Origin of the sequence: Gulosibacter sp., assembly GCF_052090685.1 — a bacterium.
Classification (GTDB): Bacteria; Actinomycetota; Actinomycetes; order Actinomycetales; family Microbacteriaceae; genus Gulosibacter.
On record NZ_JBQDBE010000005.1, the window covers coordinates 32,851 to 50,433 of the forward strand.

18 protein-coding genes are annotated in these 17,583 nt (G+C 60.4%); 9 read left to right on the top strand and 9 right to left on the bottom strand.

Translation table 11 applies throughout. The features are described from left to right. Positions 1-1,395, top strand: a complete 1,395-nt coding sequence (locus tag ACTHXA_RS04305; RefSeq protein ID WP_441669711.1) for a dihydrolipoyl dehydrogenase family protein — start codon at positions 1-3, stop codon at positions 1,393-1,395. Between the two features lie 70 nt (positions 1,396-1,465). Here the strand turns inward: ACTHXA_RS04305 and ACTHXA_RS04310 are convergent, their stop codons facing one another. Further along, a complete protein-coding gene (locus ACTHXA_RS04310; RefSeq protein ID WP_441669713.1) occupies positions 1,466-2,344 on the bottom strand; it encodes a hypothetical protein in 879 nt (292 codons plus the stop codon). A 155-nt stretch (positions 2,345-2,499) separates the two neighbouring features. Here ACTHXA_RS04310 and ACTHXA_RS04315 point away from each other — a divergent pair, with 155 nt between their 5' ends. Both ACTHXA_RS04315 and ACTHXA_RS04320 read left to right on the top strand, forming a co-directional pair. Further along, positions 2,500-3,378, top strand: coding sequence for a hypothetical protein (locus ACTHXA_RS04315; protein WP_441669715.1), 879 nt, complete (start codon positions 2,500-2,502; stop codon positions 3,376-3,378). 89 nt (positions 3,379-3,467) lie between these two features. Continuing rightward, positions 3,468-3,920: a DUF6892 domain-containing protein gene (locus ACTHXA_RS04320; RefSeq protein ID WP_441669717.1), complete on the top strand. Its 453-nt coding sequence runs from the start codon at positions 3,468-3,470 to the stop codon at positions 3,918-3,920. Between the two features lie 53 nt (positions 3,921-3,973). Here the strand turns inward: ACTHXA_RS04320 and ACTHXA_RS04325 are convergent, their stop codons facing one another. Together ACTHXA_RS04325 and ACTHXA_RS04330 are read right to left on the bottom strand one after the other, a co-directional pair. Then, positions 3,974-4,924: a hypothetical protein gene (locus tag ACTHXA_RS04325; RefSeq protein ID WP_441669719.1), complete on the bottom strand. Its 951-nt coding sequence runs from the start codon at positions 4,922-4,924 to the stop codon at positions 3,974-3,976. A 144-nt stretch (positions 4,925-5,068) separates the two neighbouring features. After that, complete coding sequence (locus tag ACTHXA_RS04330; protein ID WP_441669721.1) at positions 5,069-6,154, bottom strand: hypothetical protein; 1,086 nt, start codon at positions 6,152-6,154, stop codon at positions 5,069-5,071. 223 nt (positions 6,155-6,377) lie between these two features. Between ACTHXA_RS04330 and ACTHXA_RS04335 the strand changes: the two genes are divergently transcribed. Beyond that, positions 6,378-7,064: an SDR family oxidoreductase gene (locus tag ACTHXA_RS04335; protein WP_441669723.1), complete on the top strand. Its 687-nt coding sequence runs from the start codon at positions 6,378-6,380 to the stop codon at positions 7,062-7,064. Between the two features lie 53 nt (positions 7,065-7,117). On the opposite strand, the gene ACTHXA_RS04340 is transcribed toward ACTHXA_RS04335, so the two are convergent. Continuing rightward, positions 7,118-8,200, bottom strand: a complete 1,083-nt coding sequence (locus ACTHXA_RS04340; protein WP_441669725.1) for a hypothetical protein — start codon at positions 8,198-8,200, stop codon at positions 7,118-7,120. A gap of 38 nt (positions 8,201-8,238) precedes the next feature. Between ACTHXA_RS04340 and pcm the strand changes: the two genes are divergently transcribed. Then, positions 8,239-8,874 carry a protein-L-isoaspartate O-methyltransferase gene (gene pcm / locus ACTHXA_RS04345; protein ID WP_441669727.1) on the top strand — a complete coding sequence of 212 codons (636 nt, stop codon included), beginning with the start codon at positions 8,239-8,241 and terminating at the stop codon, positions 8,872-8,874. 7 nt (positions 8,875-8,881) lie between these two features. Here pcm and ACTHXA_RS04350 read toward each other — a convergent pair whose 3' ends face one another. From ACTHXA_RS04350 to ACTHXA_RS04360, 3 genes are all read right to left on the bottom strand, one after another. Then, positions 8,882-10,312 carry a DHA2 family efflux MFS transporter permease subunit gene (locus ACTHXA_RS04350; RefSeq protein WP_441669729.1) on the bottom strand — a complete coding sequence of 477 codons (1,431 nt, stop codon included), beginning with the start codon at positions 10,310-10,312 and terminating at the stop codon, positions 8,882-8,884. Between the two features lie 160 nt (positions 10,313-10,472). Beyond that, the gene (locus ACTHXA_RS04355) at positions 10,473-11,399 is read right to left on the bottom strand and encodes a transketolase family protein (protein WP_441669731.1); all 927 of its coding nucleotides are present in this window, start codon (positions 11,397-11,399) and stop codon (positions 10,473-10,475) included. Next, complete coding sequence (locus ACTHXA_RS04360; RefSeq protein ID WP_441669733.1) at positions 11,399-12,271, bottom strand: transketolase; 873 nt, start codon at positions 12,269-12,271, stop codon at positions 11,399-11,401. Before ACTHXA_RS04360 ends, ACTHXA_RS04355 begins: the two co-directional genes overlap by 1 nt. 126 nt (positions 12,272-12,397) lie before the next feature. On the opposite strand from ACTHXA_RS04360, the gene ACTHXA_RS04365 reads away from it, so the two are divergent. Together ACTHXA_RS04365 and ACTHXA_RS04370 are read left to right on the top strand one after the other, a co-directional pair. Further along, positions 12,398-13,258, top strand: a complete 861-nt coding sequence (locus ACTHXA_RS04365; protein ID WP_441669735.1) for an IclR family transcriptional regulator — start codon at positions 12,398-12,400, stop codon at positions 13,256-13,258. After that, complete coding sequence (locus tag ACTHXA_RS04370) at positions 13,255-13,998, top strand: IclR family transcriptional regulator (protein ID WP_441669737.1); 744 nt, start codon at positions 13,255-13,257, stop codon at positions 13,996-13,998. The genes ACTHXA_RS04365 and ACTHXA_RS04370 overlap by 4 nt, the downstream gene beginning before the upstream one ends. 33 nt (positions 13,999-14,031) lie before the next feature. Here the strand turns inward: ACTHXA_RS04370 and ACTHXA_RS04375 are convergent, their stop codons facing one another. Both ACTHXA_RS04375 and ACTHXA_RS04380 read right to left on the bottom strand, forming a co-directional pair. Then, positions 14,032-14,784: a sulfite exporter TauE/SafE family protein gene (locus ACTHXA_RS04375; RefSeq protein ID WP_441669739.1), complete on the bottom strand. Its 753-nt coding sequence runs from the start codon at positions 14,782-14,784 to the stop codon at positions 14,032-14,034. 92 nt (positions 14,785-14,876) lie between these two features. Beyond that, the gene (locus ACTHXA_RS04380) at positions 14,877-15,896 is read right to left on the bottom strand and encodes a 1-phosphofructokinase family hexose kinase (protein WP_441669741.1); all 1,020 of its coding nucleotides are present in this window, start codon (positions 15,894-15,896) and stop codon (positions 14,877-14,879) included. A gap of 123 nt (positions 15,897-16,019) precedes the next feature. Between ACTHXA_RS04380 and ACTHXA_RS04385 the strand changes: the two genes are divergently transcribed. Together ACTHXA_RS04385 and ACTHXA_RS04390 are read left to right on the top strand one after the other, a co-directional pair. Beyond that, the gene (locus tag ACTHXA_RS04385) at positions 16,020-16,829 is read left to right on the top strand and encodes an IclR family transcriptional regulator (protein ID WP_441669743.1); all 810 of its coding nucleotides are present in this window, start codon (positions 16,020-16,022) and stop codon (positions 16,827-16,829) included. Further along, a complete protein-coding gene (locus tag ACTHXA_RS04390; RefSeq protein ID WP_441669745.1) occupies positions 16,826-17,575 on the top strand; it encodes an IclR family transcriptional regulator in 750 nt (249 codons plus the stop codon). Before ACTHXA_RS04385 ends, ACTHXA_RS04390 begins: the two co-directional genes overlap by 4 nt. The last annotated feature ends 8 nt before the right edge of the window (positions 17,576-17,583 follow it).

Below are 17,583 nucleotides of genomic sequence, written 5' to 3' on the forward strand. Positions count from 1 at the left end.
ATGACACAACACAATCGAACGCCGGATCACACTGAGCACGTTGATCTGCTCGTCATTGGCTGGGGTAAGGGCGGAAAGACCCTCGCCGCTACGGCCGCTCGGAAGGGGCTGCGCGTGGCGATGGTTGAGCGAGATTCAGGCCGAGTGGGTGGCACGTGCATCAATGTTGCCTGCGTGCCGACGAAGATTCTCGTGCACGAGGCCGAGACCCGTCGAGCGGGAGATGACCCGGGAGCATCCTTCGCCAACGCGGTCGAGCGCCGCGATACGCTCACCGGCGCGATGCGAAAGAAAAACTTCTCGGTGCTGAGCGAACTTGATTCGGTGCTGCTCGTGAGCGGCACTGCCGCATTTGTCGGTGAACGTGAAGTGGCTGTCACCGGCGGCGAGGACCTGCTGAGGATCACCGCCGACAAGGGGCTCATCAATACCGGCACAGAGCCGTCCGTGCCGCCGATTTCGGGCGCAGTGGTTGGCGGGAGGATCCACAATTCCGAGACGATCCAGCACATCGACCCGGTACCGAGCTCGCTGGTGGTGGTTGGCGGTGGCTATGTCGGGCTCGAGTTCGCGTCGATCTTCGCGCACTTCGAAACGAAGGTCACGGTGCTGGACCGCGGCCAACGCGCGCTGAAGCACGAGGATGCGGATGTCGCGGAAACTGCGGTGAACATCCTTGTCGATCGGGGAGTTGAGCTGATTTCCGGGGCCTCGGTTACCGAGATTTCTGAAGACGACCTATCCGCGCGAGTCGCCTATGAAGTCTCGGGCAATGAACACAGTATTGAAGCCGACGCGGTGCTCCTTGCCCTGGGGCGAACACCGGTCACGAGTGATCTCGAGCTCGCGCGCGCTGGCATAGACACCGATGATCGTGGCTACGTGGTGGTCAATGATCGACTGCAGACCTCGGCCGAAGGCGTGTTTGCGCTCGGCGATGTGAACGGCGGACCGCAATTCACCTATGTTTCTCTCGACGATAACCGGGTTGTCGCCGACCAACTCTTCGGCGAAGGTGAGCGATCCACGAGCGACCGTGTTGCGACGCCGTATGTGATGTTCCTCACGCCGCCGCTGGCCCGAGTGGGGCTCAACGAAGCGGATGCGCGCGGGCAGGGCTACCAGGTCGCAGTCGCGGCAAAGCAGGTCGCGGACATCGCCGCTGCCCCGCGTGCCAAAATCGATGGCGATCCGCGGGGCCTGGTTAAAGTCGTCGTGGATGCGAAGACCGATCTTGTCCTTGGCGCGGCACTCATGCACGTGCATGCTGAGGAAGTGATCAATTTGGTGGCGATGGCGATTCGCCACGGCATCACCGCGACGGAACTTCGAGACTCGATTTATACGCATCCATCGATGACTGAGGCGCTCAATGAGGTGCTCGGGGCGCTCTGAGCCACAAGCGATCCGGCTCGCGGGTGCCGCGATATCGGTGACTTTTCGTGATCGCGGTCGAGCAGGGCGACTAGCGATCACGCCCGAAGAGGCGGCTCCAGAACGAGGGCTTCTTCTTCTTCGGGGCTGATTCGGATGCTGAGTCAGGCTCGGATGCGCGCGTGGCTGCTTGAGCAGGCGGCGTCTGCGTTTCCGCCGTTGCGTAAGGCGCCGTAGTCTGGTCACTGATTGGGTCACCAACCCGGTGTGCGCCTGGAGTGTCGGCGGGAACCTCGCGAAGCTGCCAGGATTCGATGTCGCGCAGATCGAGGGGCGTCTCGTTGATGAAGTTGAAACCGTGCCAGTTGAAGCCCACTGCCCACGCACAGAACTCGTCAAACCACATCAGTGCCGAAACCGGTGGCATTTCGTCTTCTTCCTCCTCGAGGTCCTCTGCATCCGCCTGTGCCGCATCCGCCTGTGCCGCTTCGGCCTCGAGATCCTGTTTGGCGCGATCGAGCACCGCCTGTTCGAAACTCAACGGATCCCCGTTCGCGCCCCATTCCCCGCCGATGTCCGCCGCCCGCCAGGTTGGTGGGCACAGTTCTTCGGGCGACTCATCGGTACCCGTGATTTCCCTTTCACCGATGGGGCCGCTGACGCGAAGGTCGATCGATTCACCCGTGTCGTTGTATTCGAAATGGAAGAAATTCTGCTCTTCTGGTTGTTTGAGGAAGCGTTCGCCGCCCAATACGAGCTTGGTATCGCCGTATTGTGCAACCGTAACGTCGCTACTGGGATTACCAATGCGGGGTGCTTTGGCGTCATTCGAAAACACGATCACGGGTGTCCCAGGATCAAAGAGATCCTCAGCCATCGCCAGGGCATCGGCAGCGCCGCCAGGCTCGCCGTGCTGAAGATCGTCTTTGGGAAGGGTAGGAGACACTGCGTGGACCCGGAATGTAGTCATGGCGACACGGTAACGATCGCGGTTGACCGATTGTCCAGGATTCTCGGCAGTTCCTGATTGGTTACCCCTGCGGATCGACTCCGCTGTAATACTTTGCGACCATCCTCAGCCAATATGGTGCCGCCGGCGCAAGGAGGCATTCTATTGTCGTGGGTATGAATTCGTTACCGACGACTGCCTGGAATCTCGTGTACGAAGCGGGGGAGCGAGGCCAATTCTCCACGGTGGAGCACATTGATCTGCCCGCAATCCCGCCCGCGGGTTGGTCGGGTAACGACGGTCCCGCCATTGCGCCGCAATCCTGGCCGCGAAGCCCTGAAAGCGGCCTTCCGATGCGGCACGCACTCACCCTGTACCTGCCGGGTGAGTACCTGTGTCGCGGCCCAGAGTTTCCCGGCATCGCGATCTTTCAGGGGGATACCGAGCGAGAGCGACTGAGCGAGACCGAACACGCCGCCGTCCTCGCGGGTACCGCGCCACCGGAAGTCGTTCCCGATACCTGCGGCCTGGGACCCTACAAACCGCATCCGCAACTGGTGACGGCACAAGCTCCGTTCGCGAAGAAGCGGTTTGCGTTGATTTGGCTCACTGCAGAGGAACTCGCTCCCGGCCCGGTGCCACCGCCAGCGGACACTCGCGGAACAGTGCCGGCCGAAGCGGCGGCCGAGGCATCGGGAGAACACGGCGTGAATGCATGGGATCACCCGCATCCTCAGCGCAAGGTATGGCTCATTCCCCGAAAGGATCCCAATGTCGGCAAACCGATGACACCGTCACCGAACGCCGACGGTACCGGCTATCAGGATGCGCATGATCCGAATACTTGGGAACTCAAGCGCTGGGCCGCAGCACCCGGATTCGAGTATGCAAACCACCTCGGCGGTACCTATATGCAAATTGACTGGGTCCCTTCGCTCAGCCCATACTTTCTGCAGTTGAACAATCTTGCCGGGTTTGACCTGCGCACGATGAGTTCGAAGAACGGCATTCTTGCAATAGACCTGCAGAGCGGTGAGTTTCACCATATTGGTTGACAGGCGCCGGTTAGTTCATAGGCGCTTGTTAGCCAATAAGCACCTCTCGTGAAATTTCAATCAACCATAGAACAACAAGGGATTTCAATATGGCCCATTTCGAAGACTTTGTCATAAAGCTCATGGTGATCGATCGACTCACGTACAAGAAGGTCATCGTTACACCGTATGAGAACGCGCATCAATGGCTCATGGCGGAACGGGGTATTGATATCTCCGCTGCAGACGCACTGATCCACGGCGAATATTTTGCGAAGCGAATTCCGGAAATTGAACAGTGGGCTCGTGAACTGGAAATTACCGACGAGCAGCTGGAGCAGGTCGACACGCTGCTCTATGACGGCGGTCTCAGCGCATTCATGCTCTTATCACCTTCGTGGGACGGTGAAGACGACCTTTACCGGGTGCGGACCTGGGCGGATGTGACGAAGGAACGATTCCCGCAGCTCGAGAAACTCACCGTAGTGGGTCCCATTGACACCATGGCGGATGCGGCGCGGGAAGGCTTGGAATCGGCCGGCGTGATAATCGAAGTCTGGTAGCGGAAGGCTAATCGCACCGAACTTGCGGGGTCGACGGTCGGCACGCACTGTAACTATTCCTCAGCGAGGAAGTGGATTGGGATTTCCTCGGTTCCGAGCTCGACCGTGTCGCCGGCATCATCCCTAGCCGAAAAATGGATGTTGATTACGGCACTCTCGGTTTCGAGAGGAACCATAAACCACACCGTATTTTCGGAGGGCAGCACCACGTCATTCTGCTCAGCGAGGAAGGTTTCTATTGTGCTGCCGTCCGCGAGCGTGAGTGAAATAGCTGCCGTGGGCAGTGCCTGAGGAATACTCGTTATCGAGTTGGTGGTGATTCCCACAAAGACATGACCCGGATCTGCCCAAGGATAGAGGCCGCTACTTAGAATTTGCGCAGTTTGGGTGCTTTCGATAAATCCTGCGGCGATGATTTCTTCACCGTAACTCGCCTCATCACGGATTTCCCACCAGTAATCTTCCACGACCGGTTCGATGCTCGAGTGATAGTGCTCTTCAAGATCCGAATGCACGCGCGATCCATCGATAAGACTCAGCTGCTGGTTACGGTCGCTAAACGTGACGTCAAGCACGACGTCTTCCGGTGCGCTGTTCTCAGGAACGGACAGGACGACCCAGCCCGTGGCGGGGTACCCGACCCCGGTGACGCCCTGCCCGACCGTGATGTCGGTGACCAGTCCAACCTCTTCGTCATCAACCACGGCGCTGAACTCAAAGAGATTCGTCGTGGAGTAGTCCATCGGCATCATCGTGGGGGCTTGCCAGCTGAGTTCAGCCACCAAAAAGGTTTCCCCGGCAGCGGCTCGAATGTCTTTCGAGCTGTCTTCTTCAGTCTCCGAAGAGCCCGATGGATCGAGCATTTCTCCCGCTTGGGACGGCAGCGTGTCGGTCATCTGCGAAGCAGTGAGTTGTACGGCCAAATCCGGCAACTCGAGGGGTTCGGTTCCTTCAACGGGTTCCAATACGAGGTCGAGTTGAGAAAAGTCCGACGAAGAATCCAAATACGTTCCTCGCAGTGATTCGATTTGCCGTTCGGCGCTCCCAAACGCGCAGCCGCTCAGCAATAGGAGTGTGCACGCCGCCAAAATAGACGCACGTGAAGAGAGCTTCAGACGGCTCATTACATCGGCCCTTTCTCGGCTGCGCTATCGAGTGTTGTCATGAGTGAGCGTCAATGGCGATACGAACTCAAGGTTGGCAAAGTCTTCCGCGAAACCTTCGCGCCGGGGATAGGGATCGATTGTCGTAATGAATTCAGCGGCGGTGGTTGTCGAAGGAATCTCGAACCATGCCAACTGCCCAACGCCATAGGTGCTAACCGTGTCTATCGCGTCCAGAACTGTCCCATCGGGTAACCGAAGTTGGAAGGTGGTGCCACTTCCGAACGGTAGTGCGTCCATGCCTGTGGAGACGCGGGAACTGGTGAAATGCTGGTTGTAGTTGAAATTGACGGCGAGGTACATATTGCCTTCGTCAGCCCAGCCGTATTCGGCGGTCATAGGGGTGAGGTGGGCATCATCGATCCCGATATAGATGGCGTCGGTATCTCCGGTTTCATCGGTTGCTCGCTCGGAAAGCGAGTCTTGTTCGTTTATCGCGACCTCGTTTGCTGCCGCATAGAAGTGCTCAATATCTGAGTCCACGCGCGATCCATCAATAAGACTGAGCTGCTGCGTGCTGCCGCTCGCTTCGATCTGCAGCACCGCGTCAGTGGGGTGAGCGTCTGCAGAAGCGGAAAAGAGCAATATTGACTCACCCTGCATCCACTCAATCAAAAAAGATTCTTGTTCGCGATCGCTAAACAACACGCTGAATTGGGGCCGGGCAAGCTGGCTGCTGTCCGCACCCAGCCAATAATTCGATTGCACATCAAGCCGGACTGCGTGAAACACCTCGCCATTGGGTGCGGCAATTTCTTCATTTGGAAGTCGCTCTTCCGAAGCCGGAATGCGGGTGTTTACCTTAATTGCCGCATCCCGAGACAGAGAATCGGACTCCGTGATCTTGGTCACGCGAATTGTACTGCCGGGGATATCGACGCGATTATCATCCGTTCGTTCGATTGTGGTGCCTTCGAAGCCATTGGGAAGCTCATTGAGCTCGAAGAATGGCTGATCCTCGGCAACAACTTCCCACGGTGAGCTTGGCTCGACGAGAGAACAACCGGTGAGGACTAGAACTGCGGCTACGAGTCCGAGCGTGAGCGACGCGAAGCGACGTCGACCCCTCACCTCGAGGGACGTTATTCCAGGATGCACACCCAACAACCTAACAGCGCCCATTTGCGCGTGAAATACGCCGCTGGGGCTAATCGGTTCGAGAAATGTTACCCTTCATGCTGAGCCGGTCATGCCCAGCCAATGACACTGAGCCAATAATCAGGTCGAGTCCGGAATAGCTGTCAGGGTGGACTGTTGTAGTCACTGCAAGTCAGCCGACAGAATGGAGAGTTTCATGCCAGACACAAAGCGCGTAGTAATCCTCGGAGGTCACGGCAAGATTGCCCTGTTGGCCGCACCCAAGCTCCAGGAGGCGGGCTACGACGTCTACTCGGTCATCCGCAATGCCGACCAGGTCGATGACATTGAGGCAGCAGGTGCGAACCCCGTCGTGCTTGATATCGAATCGGCAGATCAGACGGCGCTCGCGGGCGCTTTTGCCGGGGCGGAAGCCGTGGTGTTCTCGGCCGGTGCCGGTGGTGGCAATCCAGCTCGCACGAACGCGGTCGACTTCGAAGCCGCGGTGCGTTCGATGGATGCTGCGGAGCAGGCAGGCGTCAAGCGTTACGTCATCGTCTCCTATGCCTCCGCGGGCGTGGATCCTGAGCGGGTTGACCCGGAGGACTCCTTCTACCCGTACGTGAAGGCCAAGCACGGCGCCGACGCGCACCTGCGCGAAAGTGCCCTGGACTACACGATCCTTGGCCCGGGCCTGCTCACGCTTGAACCTTCAGCTGGCAAGGTGTTGCTTGCGGATGCTGAGGCGAAGGTCGACGGAGAACAGCCAAGTGACGAGGTGGCCGTCACCGCACGGGAGCTCGTGGCCGATGTCATTACCCACGTGATCGCTAATAAAGCCGCGATTCGGGAAACCGTCAATTTCTACGATGGCGAAGTGCCGCTTGCCGAGGCAATCCGCTAGTTTCGCGAGCTTCGAGGCCGCGAGGGTATGGGGCCTCGAACGCCGAGGCCGCGCTACTCCATTGAAAAGTCGACGGGCTGGGTAAATACGAGATCACCAAGATCTTCGGCCAGCCCGTCACGCCGCGGGTACGGCTCAACATTGATTACCACCGTCACGCGTTGCGTGTCGACCGGTATTTGAAACCAAGCAATGGATACGGACTCGGAATAGGGGCTGATGTCCGACGTAATTTGTTCGGCCGGAATCACCGAGCCATCGCCGAGATGGACCTCATATGTCGTACCATCCTCGAACTCGTATTCGCTATCCGCGGCGTTGGGGCGGGACATTGATTGGACCGGCACGAATTGAAAGCCGAGGTAGATGTGCCCCGCCTCGGCCCAACCAAGTCCGGGGATCATTGGAGCAATGACGTTCCCGAAGCCTCTGACCCATACGCGGTCGGTTTCGCCATGGTCGTTGGTTGTGATTGCGTAGAGCTCGTGATCGTGGACGTTGTCCATCGAAACCACCTCGTAACGACCATAGATACGCTCCACGTCAGAATGCACTCGAGAGCCATCGATCAGGCTCAGTGACTGCACGATTCCATCCGTCTCAACCTCGAAGACATAGTCCTCGGGTGCCGCATCCTCCGGGGCAGCAAAGAGGTGCCACTGGTGTTGATTTGCTTCTTCGAGGATGATCGGTGGCTTGTCGCCGAGCACGAAACGATAGCTATCCATGAAGTAATCTTCGGAATCGAGCGTTGGCCAGTAATTGGCTCGAAAACTAAAGGAGACGGCGTAAAACAGCTCACCCTCGTTTGCTTGGAGGCCGCTTTCAGCAATATTCGCATCCGAATACCCCAATAGCTCTGCTGCCTCCGCTGCAATTTCTTCCGGCAGAGTATCCGACTGCGAGAGTGTGCTCACCCGGATGAAGTCACTATTTGTCTCCACGAGGTAGTCGTCTCCGGCAGGAGGTTTCGTCCGTTCGAATCCAGCCTGGTAATGATCAAAGGTGACGATTGGAGTGTCCGCTGCCAACTCATCCCAGGTCGATGTGGGTGGCGCGCAGCCAACGACCAATGCGAGTGTCAGGCTGGTGATCACGCTGATGTGAAACCATCGGCGCTTGCTCATGCTGGGCAACTGGCTCTCCTCCTCGCATCCGTAATTACCCTACTGGCGTGGCTACCATTGGCGGCAGAACCTCGGAGGGAAAAGCGGGAACGATGGTTGACAACGACGTAAACCCAAAGCATGACCGTGTATCGCAGGTGATGGCGGCGGTATCGAGGGTCGACTTCTTGCCTCCCTCCGCGCGCAGACGCGCACACATCGACGCACCGCTGCGCATCGGATTCGGGCAAACGAACTCGCAGCCGCGGACGGTCGCCAATATGATGCGGCTGCTGGATGTGCGCCCCGGGCATCGAGTGCTCGATGTCGGTTCGGGCTCGGGCTGGTCATCCGCCATCCTCGGCGAGCTAGTGGGCGAAGCCGGATCGGTCATTGGCGTTGAACGGGTCCCGGAACTCGTGGAACGTTCACGACAGGTAATTGGGGCTCGCGGCCGCGGCTGGGTAGAGATTCGAAGCGCGAAGACTGGAATCCTTGGTGCGCCGGAGGACGGACCGTTTGACCGCATCCTGGTGTCTGCGGAGGCGCAAGAACTGCCACGACAGCTCGTGGATCAGCTCGCGGAGGGCGGCAAGATGGTGATTCCGGTGGCGCAGCGGATGCTCAAGGTGGTGCGGCTGGATGGTGAGGTCACCGTGACCGAGCACGGCGCCTACGTGTTTGTGCCGCTGATCGAGGATTGATCGCGAGCTATTTCGGGAGGTCAGAACGGAACCGGGACACCGCGATCAGGCCGATTAGCAGCACTCCAATCGGCAGCAGCATCGCATTGCCCATCGCGGAAGAGAGGTCGGTCGTTGCGACTCCCACCTGCATGACTGCGCCGAGTGAAGCAGACCCGATTGCAGCGCCGACCTGTCGGGCGGTGTTGTAGAAGCCCGAACCCGCACCAATGAGGTGGCGGGGGAGCCCGCGCATCGCGATCGTGGAGTTCGAAGACCAACACAGTGCGTTCGAGGCCCCGAGCAAGACAATTGGGATGAGCATCCACCCGGCCGGAACACCTGGGCGCATGAGGGCGGCGAAGAGAACCATCGAGCTGATCAGGGTCGAGAAGCCGATCATTGAGACGACTCCCGGACGTAGCCTGTCGGCGAGGCGGCCGACAAATGGCGCGAGGGTGATCGAGATGATGGCCATCGGCATGATCATGAACCCTGCGAGTTCGGATGACAGGCCAGCGCCGGATTGCAGGTGCAGCATGATTGGCAGCTGGATTGAGTAAACCGTGAACCCCAGCGTGGTGACCGAGATCGCGCCGAGGGTGAAGTTGCGAATGGTGAACAGTTCGATTGGCATGAGCGCGGAGGCGCCGCGTTTGGATGCGCGGCGCTGTAGCAGGACGAAGACCACCGCAGCGGTGATGCCGAGTGCCAGCACGCCCCAAATCCAGGCTGGCCAGTCGGTGTCCGGGCCCTGCTGGAGCGTGAACACGACGGCGAAGACCGCGATGATCGACACGATGACGCTGGTGATATCGATTTTCGACACCGCGGTCGGGAGCTTTGGCACCCAGCGCAGCGCCATGAACAGTGCCACGATCCCGAGCGGGACGTAGAGCAGGAACACCCACCGCCAGCCTGCCGAGCCAACGATGAATCCGCCGATGACCGGTCCGATCAGGCCCGAAGAGCCGGCGACCGCGCTCCAGACACCCATTGCGGCTCCGCGCTTGTCTCGGGGGAAGATCTGGTTGATGACGCTGAGCGGCTGCGGATTCATCAGGGATGCGCCGAGTCCCTGCACTGCTCGGACGACAATGAGCACTTCAATGGTCGGCGCGAAGAAACAGGCGAGGGCCGAGATGGTGAAGAGGCCCAGTCCAATGGCATAGATATTGCGCTGCCCGAAACGGTCACCAAGTCGGCCCGTAACCAGCAGGGGAGCGGCGAACATGAGGAGGTAGATCGCCGAGACCCACACCACCTGGTTGACGCTCGCGCCCAGGTCTTCGCGAATATGTGGCACCGCGACCGCCACGAGCGATTGGTCGACCATCGTGGTGAACAGCCCGATGCAGAGGGCGGTCAGTGCTCGCCAAGCTTGCTGCTTTGGGATGTGACCTTGTGCCGAGTTGGCTGACGAAGCTGCGTCAGCTGAAGAAGAAGGTCCGGTGCTCATCGCATCCACCATAGGCCCTGCTCGCGAGCTGGCGAGCTAGCGGCGAGCCATCAATCGCCTCCACCAATGCAGAGTGGTCACTGCTTGTTGGAACAAACGGAAATACCAACAAGCAGTGACCACTCTGCGGGCGAGGTTGTTGCAGAAGGTGTTGCGCCAGCTACGCGCGAACGGCGAGGACCTGCTCGGCGACGCGCTTGGGCGAGATGCCGTACTTGTCGAGGAGGAAGTCGTTCGGGCCGGATTCCGACCAGCCGTCTTCGAGGCCGATGCGCGTGAGGCGCGTGGGCTTGTCCGACTCCACAAGCAGCTCTGCGACGAGCGAACCGAGACCGTTGATCTTGGTGTGCTCTTCGACGGTGAATACTCGGTCAACATTGCCGATGAGCGAGAGGAGTTCCTGCTCGTCGAGCGGCTTGAGCGAGGGGAGGTGGATGACGCGGGCCGAGACACCCTGCTCCTGAAGCAGATCAGCGGCTTCCACGGTGCGCGAGGTCTGCACACCGGTGGAGATGAGCGTGACGTCGGAGCCTTCGCGCACGAGACGCGGTTTGCCGAGCTCGAACTCGTAGGCCTCGGTGAAGACCGGAACAACGGGGTCGCGAGCAACGCGGATGTACAGCGGGCCGTCGAATTCGGCGGCCCAGCGGACCATTGCTTCGAGCTCGTACTCGTCGGCCGGCGCCAGGACGGTCATATTCGGCATCGCGCGCATGACCGCGAGGTCTTCGATGTCCTGGTGCGTCTTCCCGGCGGCACCGTTCAGAAGGCCCGAGTAGGCAGCGGCGAGGCGAACCGGTGCCTTCGTCTGCGAGACGAGCATGCGGATCTGGTCGAGCGCACGGTTCGTGAGGAACACGCCGAAGGTTGAGAGCCACGGACGGTAGCCGACCGTGGACATGCCCACAGCCATGCCGACCATGTTCTGCTCGGCAATACCAACCTGGACGAAAGCATCCGGGTTGTCTTTGGCCATGATGTCAGCCTTGGTGGATGTCCCGAGGTCACCGTCGAGGATGACGATGCGCGAGTCGGTCTTGGAAAGTTCGGCGAGGGTTTCGCCCCATACCTGGCGCTGAGCCTTCATTATTTGGCCTCCTCAGTGAGTAGTTCGGAACGAGCGGCGTCGAGCTGCTCGGGGGTGGCGACACCGTTGTGCCACTTGTAGGTTCCTGCGGTGAATGAGATGCCGTGACCCTTAGTGGTGCGGGCAATGATCACGGTCGGTTTGCCGGCAACGCCGCGAGCGGCTTCGGCGGCGTCGTACTGCTCGATGATTTCGTCGTAGTTGTGGCCGTCGATCGTGACTGCATTCCAGCCGAAACCGGTGAAGACGCGCTCGAGATCGACGTGACCGAGCGGCTCGCTGCGGTCGAAGCGGTCAGTGTCAGCCGCATCCCAACCGAACTGCTGTAGACCGTTGAGGTCAACAATGAGCGTGAGGTTGTCGAGGCCGTAACGGGGTGCCGAAAGGACGGTCTCCCAGATCATTCCCTCTTCCATTTCACCGTCACCGGTGAGTACCCAGGTGTGGAAGTCACGACCCTGTTTCTTGGCAGCAAGGGCGATGCCGGCACCGACGGAGAGGCCCTGGCCAAGCGAACCGGTGGAGGCGTCAACGCCGGGCGTGATCTTCATATCCGGGTGGCCCTGCAGCCGCGAGTCGCCGTGGTCGAAGGTTGAGAGCTCTTCCTCGGGGAAGTAACCGCGCAGCGCGAGCACCGAGTAGAGGCCGATTGCGGAGTGACCCTTTGAGAGGATGAACCGGTCGCGGTCAGGGCTCTGCGGGTTCTCGGGGTCAATGTTGAGCTGTCGGAAATACAGCGTCACCATGAGGTCGGTTGCCGAAAGTGGGCCGCCGATGTGGCCCGCTTTGCTGGACGTTACCGTGTTGATGATGTGCCAGCGAGCTTGCCGGGCGATCCCAGCCAACTCCGCTGTTGACGTTTGGTCGTTCATTTAAGGGAAACCTCGCGAATCGAATAGCGAATACTCGTCCTAACATATCAATGTATGGACTCAATGTCTATGAAGTGAGACACTAAGTTCGAGGTTTAAGTGCTTCGATCGTGAGAGAATCCCTGAATGACCGTCGAAAGTGATGCGGCCGGACTTTCGATCCTCCGCAAGGCAGAGTCTGTGTTGACCCTGCTGGAGAAAATGGGAGAGGCGAGCGCCACCGAGATCGCTGCCGCAGTACACGAGCCCGTTAGCTCGACCTATCGACTCCTCGGATCGCTCTCGGCCCTCGGCTGGGTGGATCAAGCCACCGTTCGCGGCCGCTATCGGCTGGGTCTGCACATCCTGCGCATCGGCACGCTGCTCGAAGACCGACTTGATGTGCGCCGCGCGATTCTCCCGGTGCTCGAAGAGCTTCGCGATCGCACCCGCTATACGAGCTTCCTCTGTTTCCGTCGCGGTGACACCGCGGTGTGTGTCGAGCGCATAGGTGGTCGGGACGTGCAGGATCTCGAAATGCGGTTGGGGGATTCCTATCCGCTGTTTCAGGGGGCGGCACCGCGCGCGATTCTGGCTTCTTTGCCCGAGGATGAGCGGGATGCGTTCCTGGGTCGCGTCGCGAAACGGCGTCGGCGGGGAGAGCGGACACCGACGCTCGCCACGATTCGTGAGCAGATCACAGTTGCTCGCGAGCAGGGTTACACGGTCTCGGATGCGGATGTCACTCCCGGAATCGTGGCCATCGGCGCACCGATTTATAACCATCGCGGGGAGCTTGCGGGGGCGATCTCCCTCAGCGGGTTGCGTGAACGCATCCGCGATCGCGAGGAAGACACCGCGGAGCAGGTTTTGGAAGCAGCGCGTGAGTCGAACGCGCTGCTCGGCTACGTGCCGAACCAGCAGGCGGGCGCGAGGCTGAAATCAGCCACGCGGTCACGAGACGCACGGGCAACAGATGCGCAACTAAGAGAAGGGAACGCACGATGAAGCAGCCCATCCGCACGCTCGCAAACTCTGACGAAATCATCGTGTTGCTTGCTCGTGAGGGGGACCTTTCGCCGACCCAAATTGCCGAGCAGCTCGAATTACCCAGGCCGACCGTTTATCGCTTGCTCGACGGGCTCAGCTCAGTTGATTTCACCGAGCCCGTGCGTGATTCGAAGGCCCGGTTGAGCCTGCGTTGGTTGCGGATGGCCGATCGTGCTCGCACGTCAATGCGGGAGTGGCGGGATGCAAGTGTGCTGCTTGCCGAAGTTGTCGAACGCACCGGGCAGACCGCGTACCTCGCGGTGCCCCGCGATGACGAAGCGGTGTGCATCGAGTGGGCTCAGGGGCACGGCATTGGCGTGGTTGAGCTGAAGCCCGGCCGCAGCTTGCCCATGCACGCCGGTGCAGCGGGCCGCGCCATCCTGGCCTACAGCACCGACCTCGACCACTATTTCGCGGCCACACCGACGCGACGCCGGTATACCGACCGCACGCTGCTCGCCGAAGCGGCCCTACGGGAGGATGTTCGGCTCACTCGCGAGCGTGGCTTTGTGGTGTCGGATGGCGATGTTACCGAAGGCATCATGGCGCTCGCGGTACCGGTGCTCGACAGTAAACGTCAGGTGATCGGGTCGTTGACAGCCTCGGGGCTCGCGGAGAATTTTGTTGGCGAGCAGGATGCGATCCGCGAGGTATTGCAAGACGTCGCGGGGCGATTGGGGAACCTGTCGGGTATTTAGATCGCGGCCGGTGGCCTCCAATGCGGTCCCCGATCAGAACAGCAAATAGATCGCGCCCGCGACCGTGAGCACGAGCACCGCGATCTCAAATACCTCTTGCTTAATGCGATGCGCGACCCATCGACCGAGGAACGCGCCAACAATGAGGCCCGGAACGAGGACCAAGTCGAGCACGAGGCTCTCGGGTGTGATGAGTCCGAGCCCGATCGAAAATGGCAACTTCGCGAGGTTGATGATGGCGAAGAACCAAGCTGCGGTGCCGAGGAAGGTCTTGACCGAAAACTTGGATGCGAGGAAATAGAGCGACATGACCGGGCCGCCAGCATTCGCGACCATGGTGGTGAATCCTCCGAGGGAGCCGTATCCCACGCGTGCCACTGCCGCTGCCTTATCGCTCGGTTCGCCAGATTTGCGATAGCGCTGCCAGAGTGTGACCGCGACCACGAGCAGCAGAATCACGCCGATCACTCGTTGGACGCTGCCGTCATCCGCGAGCCACAAAAAGAGCGCGCCGAGGATGAGTCCGGCAACAACTGCCGGGATGAGCTTGATGAGGGCTTTGAGGTCAGCGTGTTTTCGGTAGGACCACAGGGCAAAGATGTCGCCGACGATGAGCAAGACCAACAGCGCACCGGTGGATTCCTTCGCGGGCATCACCGCGGCAAAGATCGCGATCGAGATCGTATTGATGCCGGGCAGCGCGGTTTTTGAGACTCCGACGAAGAACGCGGCGAGCAGCAGTAACGCCCACACAGTTGCCGGGAGCGATGGAAGGAGACTCGCCACGCATTCACCTACAGTTCAGGATGATGTGAAGTTGACAGGACATTCTGCCGGGCTTTGCAGTCTCGCACAGGTACTGTTCGCGGCGCCAGCGGTTATCTCTCGAGTCGCACCGTTGCGATGGGTTCGCTAATATCCACCGGAACACTCGGCACCACTTCGGGATTGATAGTCGGTCCAGTCGTGAGGACCGCGGCACGACCGAACCGAGCCGCCTTCGTGAGTGCCTGACGCATCCGGGCGGGAGAGTGTTCGCCGCGCCATTCACTCAGCAGTCCTGCCAAAGTCGCATCCCCGGCACCGGTGGTGTTGACCGGTCGAACCGGCGCGGTGCGCGCCCATAGTTGGTGTCGGCGTGACACGAGGACGAGTCCGTGGGCACCAAGTGTGACGAGCACAAACTCGACGCCCTGGCGCACCAGGGAGAACGCCGCATCCACAGCCGCGCCGAGGGTTGGAATCCGACGACCCGTGAGCTCTCGCAGCTCATCGAGATTCGGTGCAATGAGATTGGGGCGCACGCCACGATTGAGCCATTCGCGGAGCGTGGCGGAGGGCATATCGAGTACGAGCCGCGTCGCGGACTGCCTCGCGATCGTGTTAAGTCGGTCGCCGATCCACGGCCCATCGGAGCCGCTGGGGATCGCGCCGCCGAGTGACAGCCAATCAGCGTTCAGGTCACGCACTGATTCCTCAACCTGCTGCCAGAGTGAAGCCCATTCGCTTGCGCTCAGCGTGGCCGCGGGTTCGTTGATATTCGTGGTCGTACCGTCCGGTTCGATGATCACCGTGTTCATGCGCGTGCGCTCGCGGATTGCAATGGGTTGCACACCTGGTGTGCGGAGCTGGGAGGCAACTGCCGCATCCACATGCAATGGCGCGATGGCGACCGTGGCATTTCCGGAAGCGCTCAGCGCTCTTGCGAGGTTCACGCCGTTGCCGCCAAGGAAGTGTTCGGCTCGGGGAGCGCGGTTGACGCAGCCGCGACTTACCGAGTCGAGGCGGATGACGCGGTCGATCGCGGGCGCGGGTGTGACGGTGACCACGCTGCTGAGCGGTGCGTCGGGTGCGACGTTGGCCGCTGACGTGTCAATTGCGGGCTGTGGTGTCTCCATGCGACCCAAAGTTATCACTCAATAAACAACATGTCCAGTTAATAAGAATCTAAGTAGGGATGCGGGGCTGAATCTTCTCGACATGAAGCGGACAAAGTTTTCGCGACGTGAGATACTTGCCCAATGGCGGTAGACACTGATGTTGCTGGAATGGCGATCCTTGAGAAAGCAGGCGCCATCGTCAACGTGCTTGAGTCCGATGGTGAGCGCAGCGCCGCGCAGATTTCTGAGAGCGTCGGTGAACCGGTGAGTTCCACGTATCGACTGCTCTCCACGCTGATGACACTCGGCTGGGTTGACCCCGGATCGCGGCGCGGCCGCTACCGACTCGGTGTCGACATCCTGCGTATCGGCGGGATGCTCGAAGACCGGTTGGATGTACGCGGTGCGGCGGCCCCCATCCTCACGAACCTCCGAGACGAGACTCGAAATTCGAGCTTCCTGTGCCTATTGCGACGCGACAGTGCTGTGTGTGTGGAGCGAATTGGCGGGCGCGACGTGCAGTCGCTCGCGATGCGGCTCGGTGACAGCCTCCCGCTCTATAGCGGTGCCGCACCGCGGGCCCTGCTTTCCTTCCTGCCCGATGAAGAATTGCGCGCGGTGCTCGCAAGATTCGAGGCACGTCGAGAAGCGGGGGAGGCGATTCCGAGTGAGGCGGTGATCCGGCGCGAAATCGAACAGGCACGCGCGGTGGGCTACACCGTCTCGGATGAGGATGTCACACCGGGGATCGCGGCGCTCGGCGCGCCGATTTACAATCACCGCGGCGAGCTTGAGGGTGGGATCTCAGTGAGTGGCCTGCGCGACCGGGTGCTCGGCGCCGATGCGAACACGGCGGAGAAAGTGAAAGCGGCAGCGGCCGAGATCAGCCGCGCGCTCGGCAGTCGCGCGACTGAAGATACACGCGCAGTGAACGCTGGGGGAGCAGAATGAAGCCGATTCGCGCACTGTCCAACGCCGACGAGGTCGTACGTCTGCTCGCCGCAGATGGTGACATGTCGCCGGCCGAGATTTCCGAGCGCCTCGATATTCCTCGCCCCTCGGTATATCGGTTACTTGACGGCCTCGAGTCGATCGGGCTGACTGAGGCGATGCCCGGTTCTCGCGCCAAGCTCAATCTGCGCTGGCTCCACCTTGCCGATCAGGCGCGCGATTCCATGATCGAGTGGCGTGGTGCGCGCGAACTCCTTGCCGAACTCGTCGCCGAAACCTCGCAGACTGCCTACCTCTCGGTGCTCCGCGAGCAGGAGGCGGTGTGCCTTGACTGGGAGCGCGGCCGCGCAATCGGCGTGCTGCTGCTCAAGCCCGGTCGCAGTCTGCCACTCTACGCCGGCGCGGCAGGACGCACTTGTCTCGCATTCGGCGTGAACATTGACGAATACTTGCAAGCAGTTCCGGAGCGCCGCGCCTACACTTCCGCGACACTCACCACGGACGAAGCGCTGCGCGCGGATGTGGCAACCACTCGTGAACGGGGCTATGTCTTTTCGGATGAGGATGTGACCGACGGGATTGGAGCGATCGGTGTGCCAATTCGCGGTGACCGGGGCCAGCTCATCGGCGCGCTCTCGCTCTCGGGAATTATTGGCGACTTCCACGCAAAGCAGGACGAGTACCTCGAAACACTCCTCGACGTCGCCGAACGGCTCGGCAATCTCAGCGAAGCGGATGCAGAGTAATCGCACCT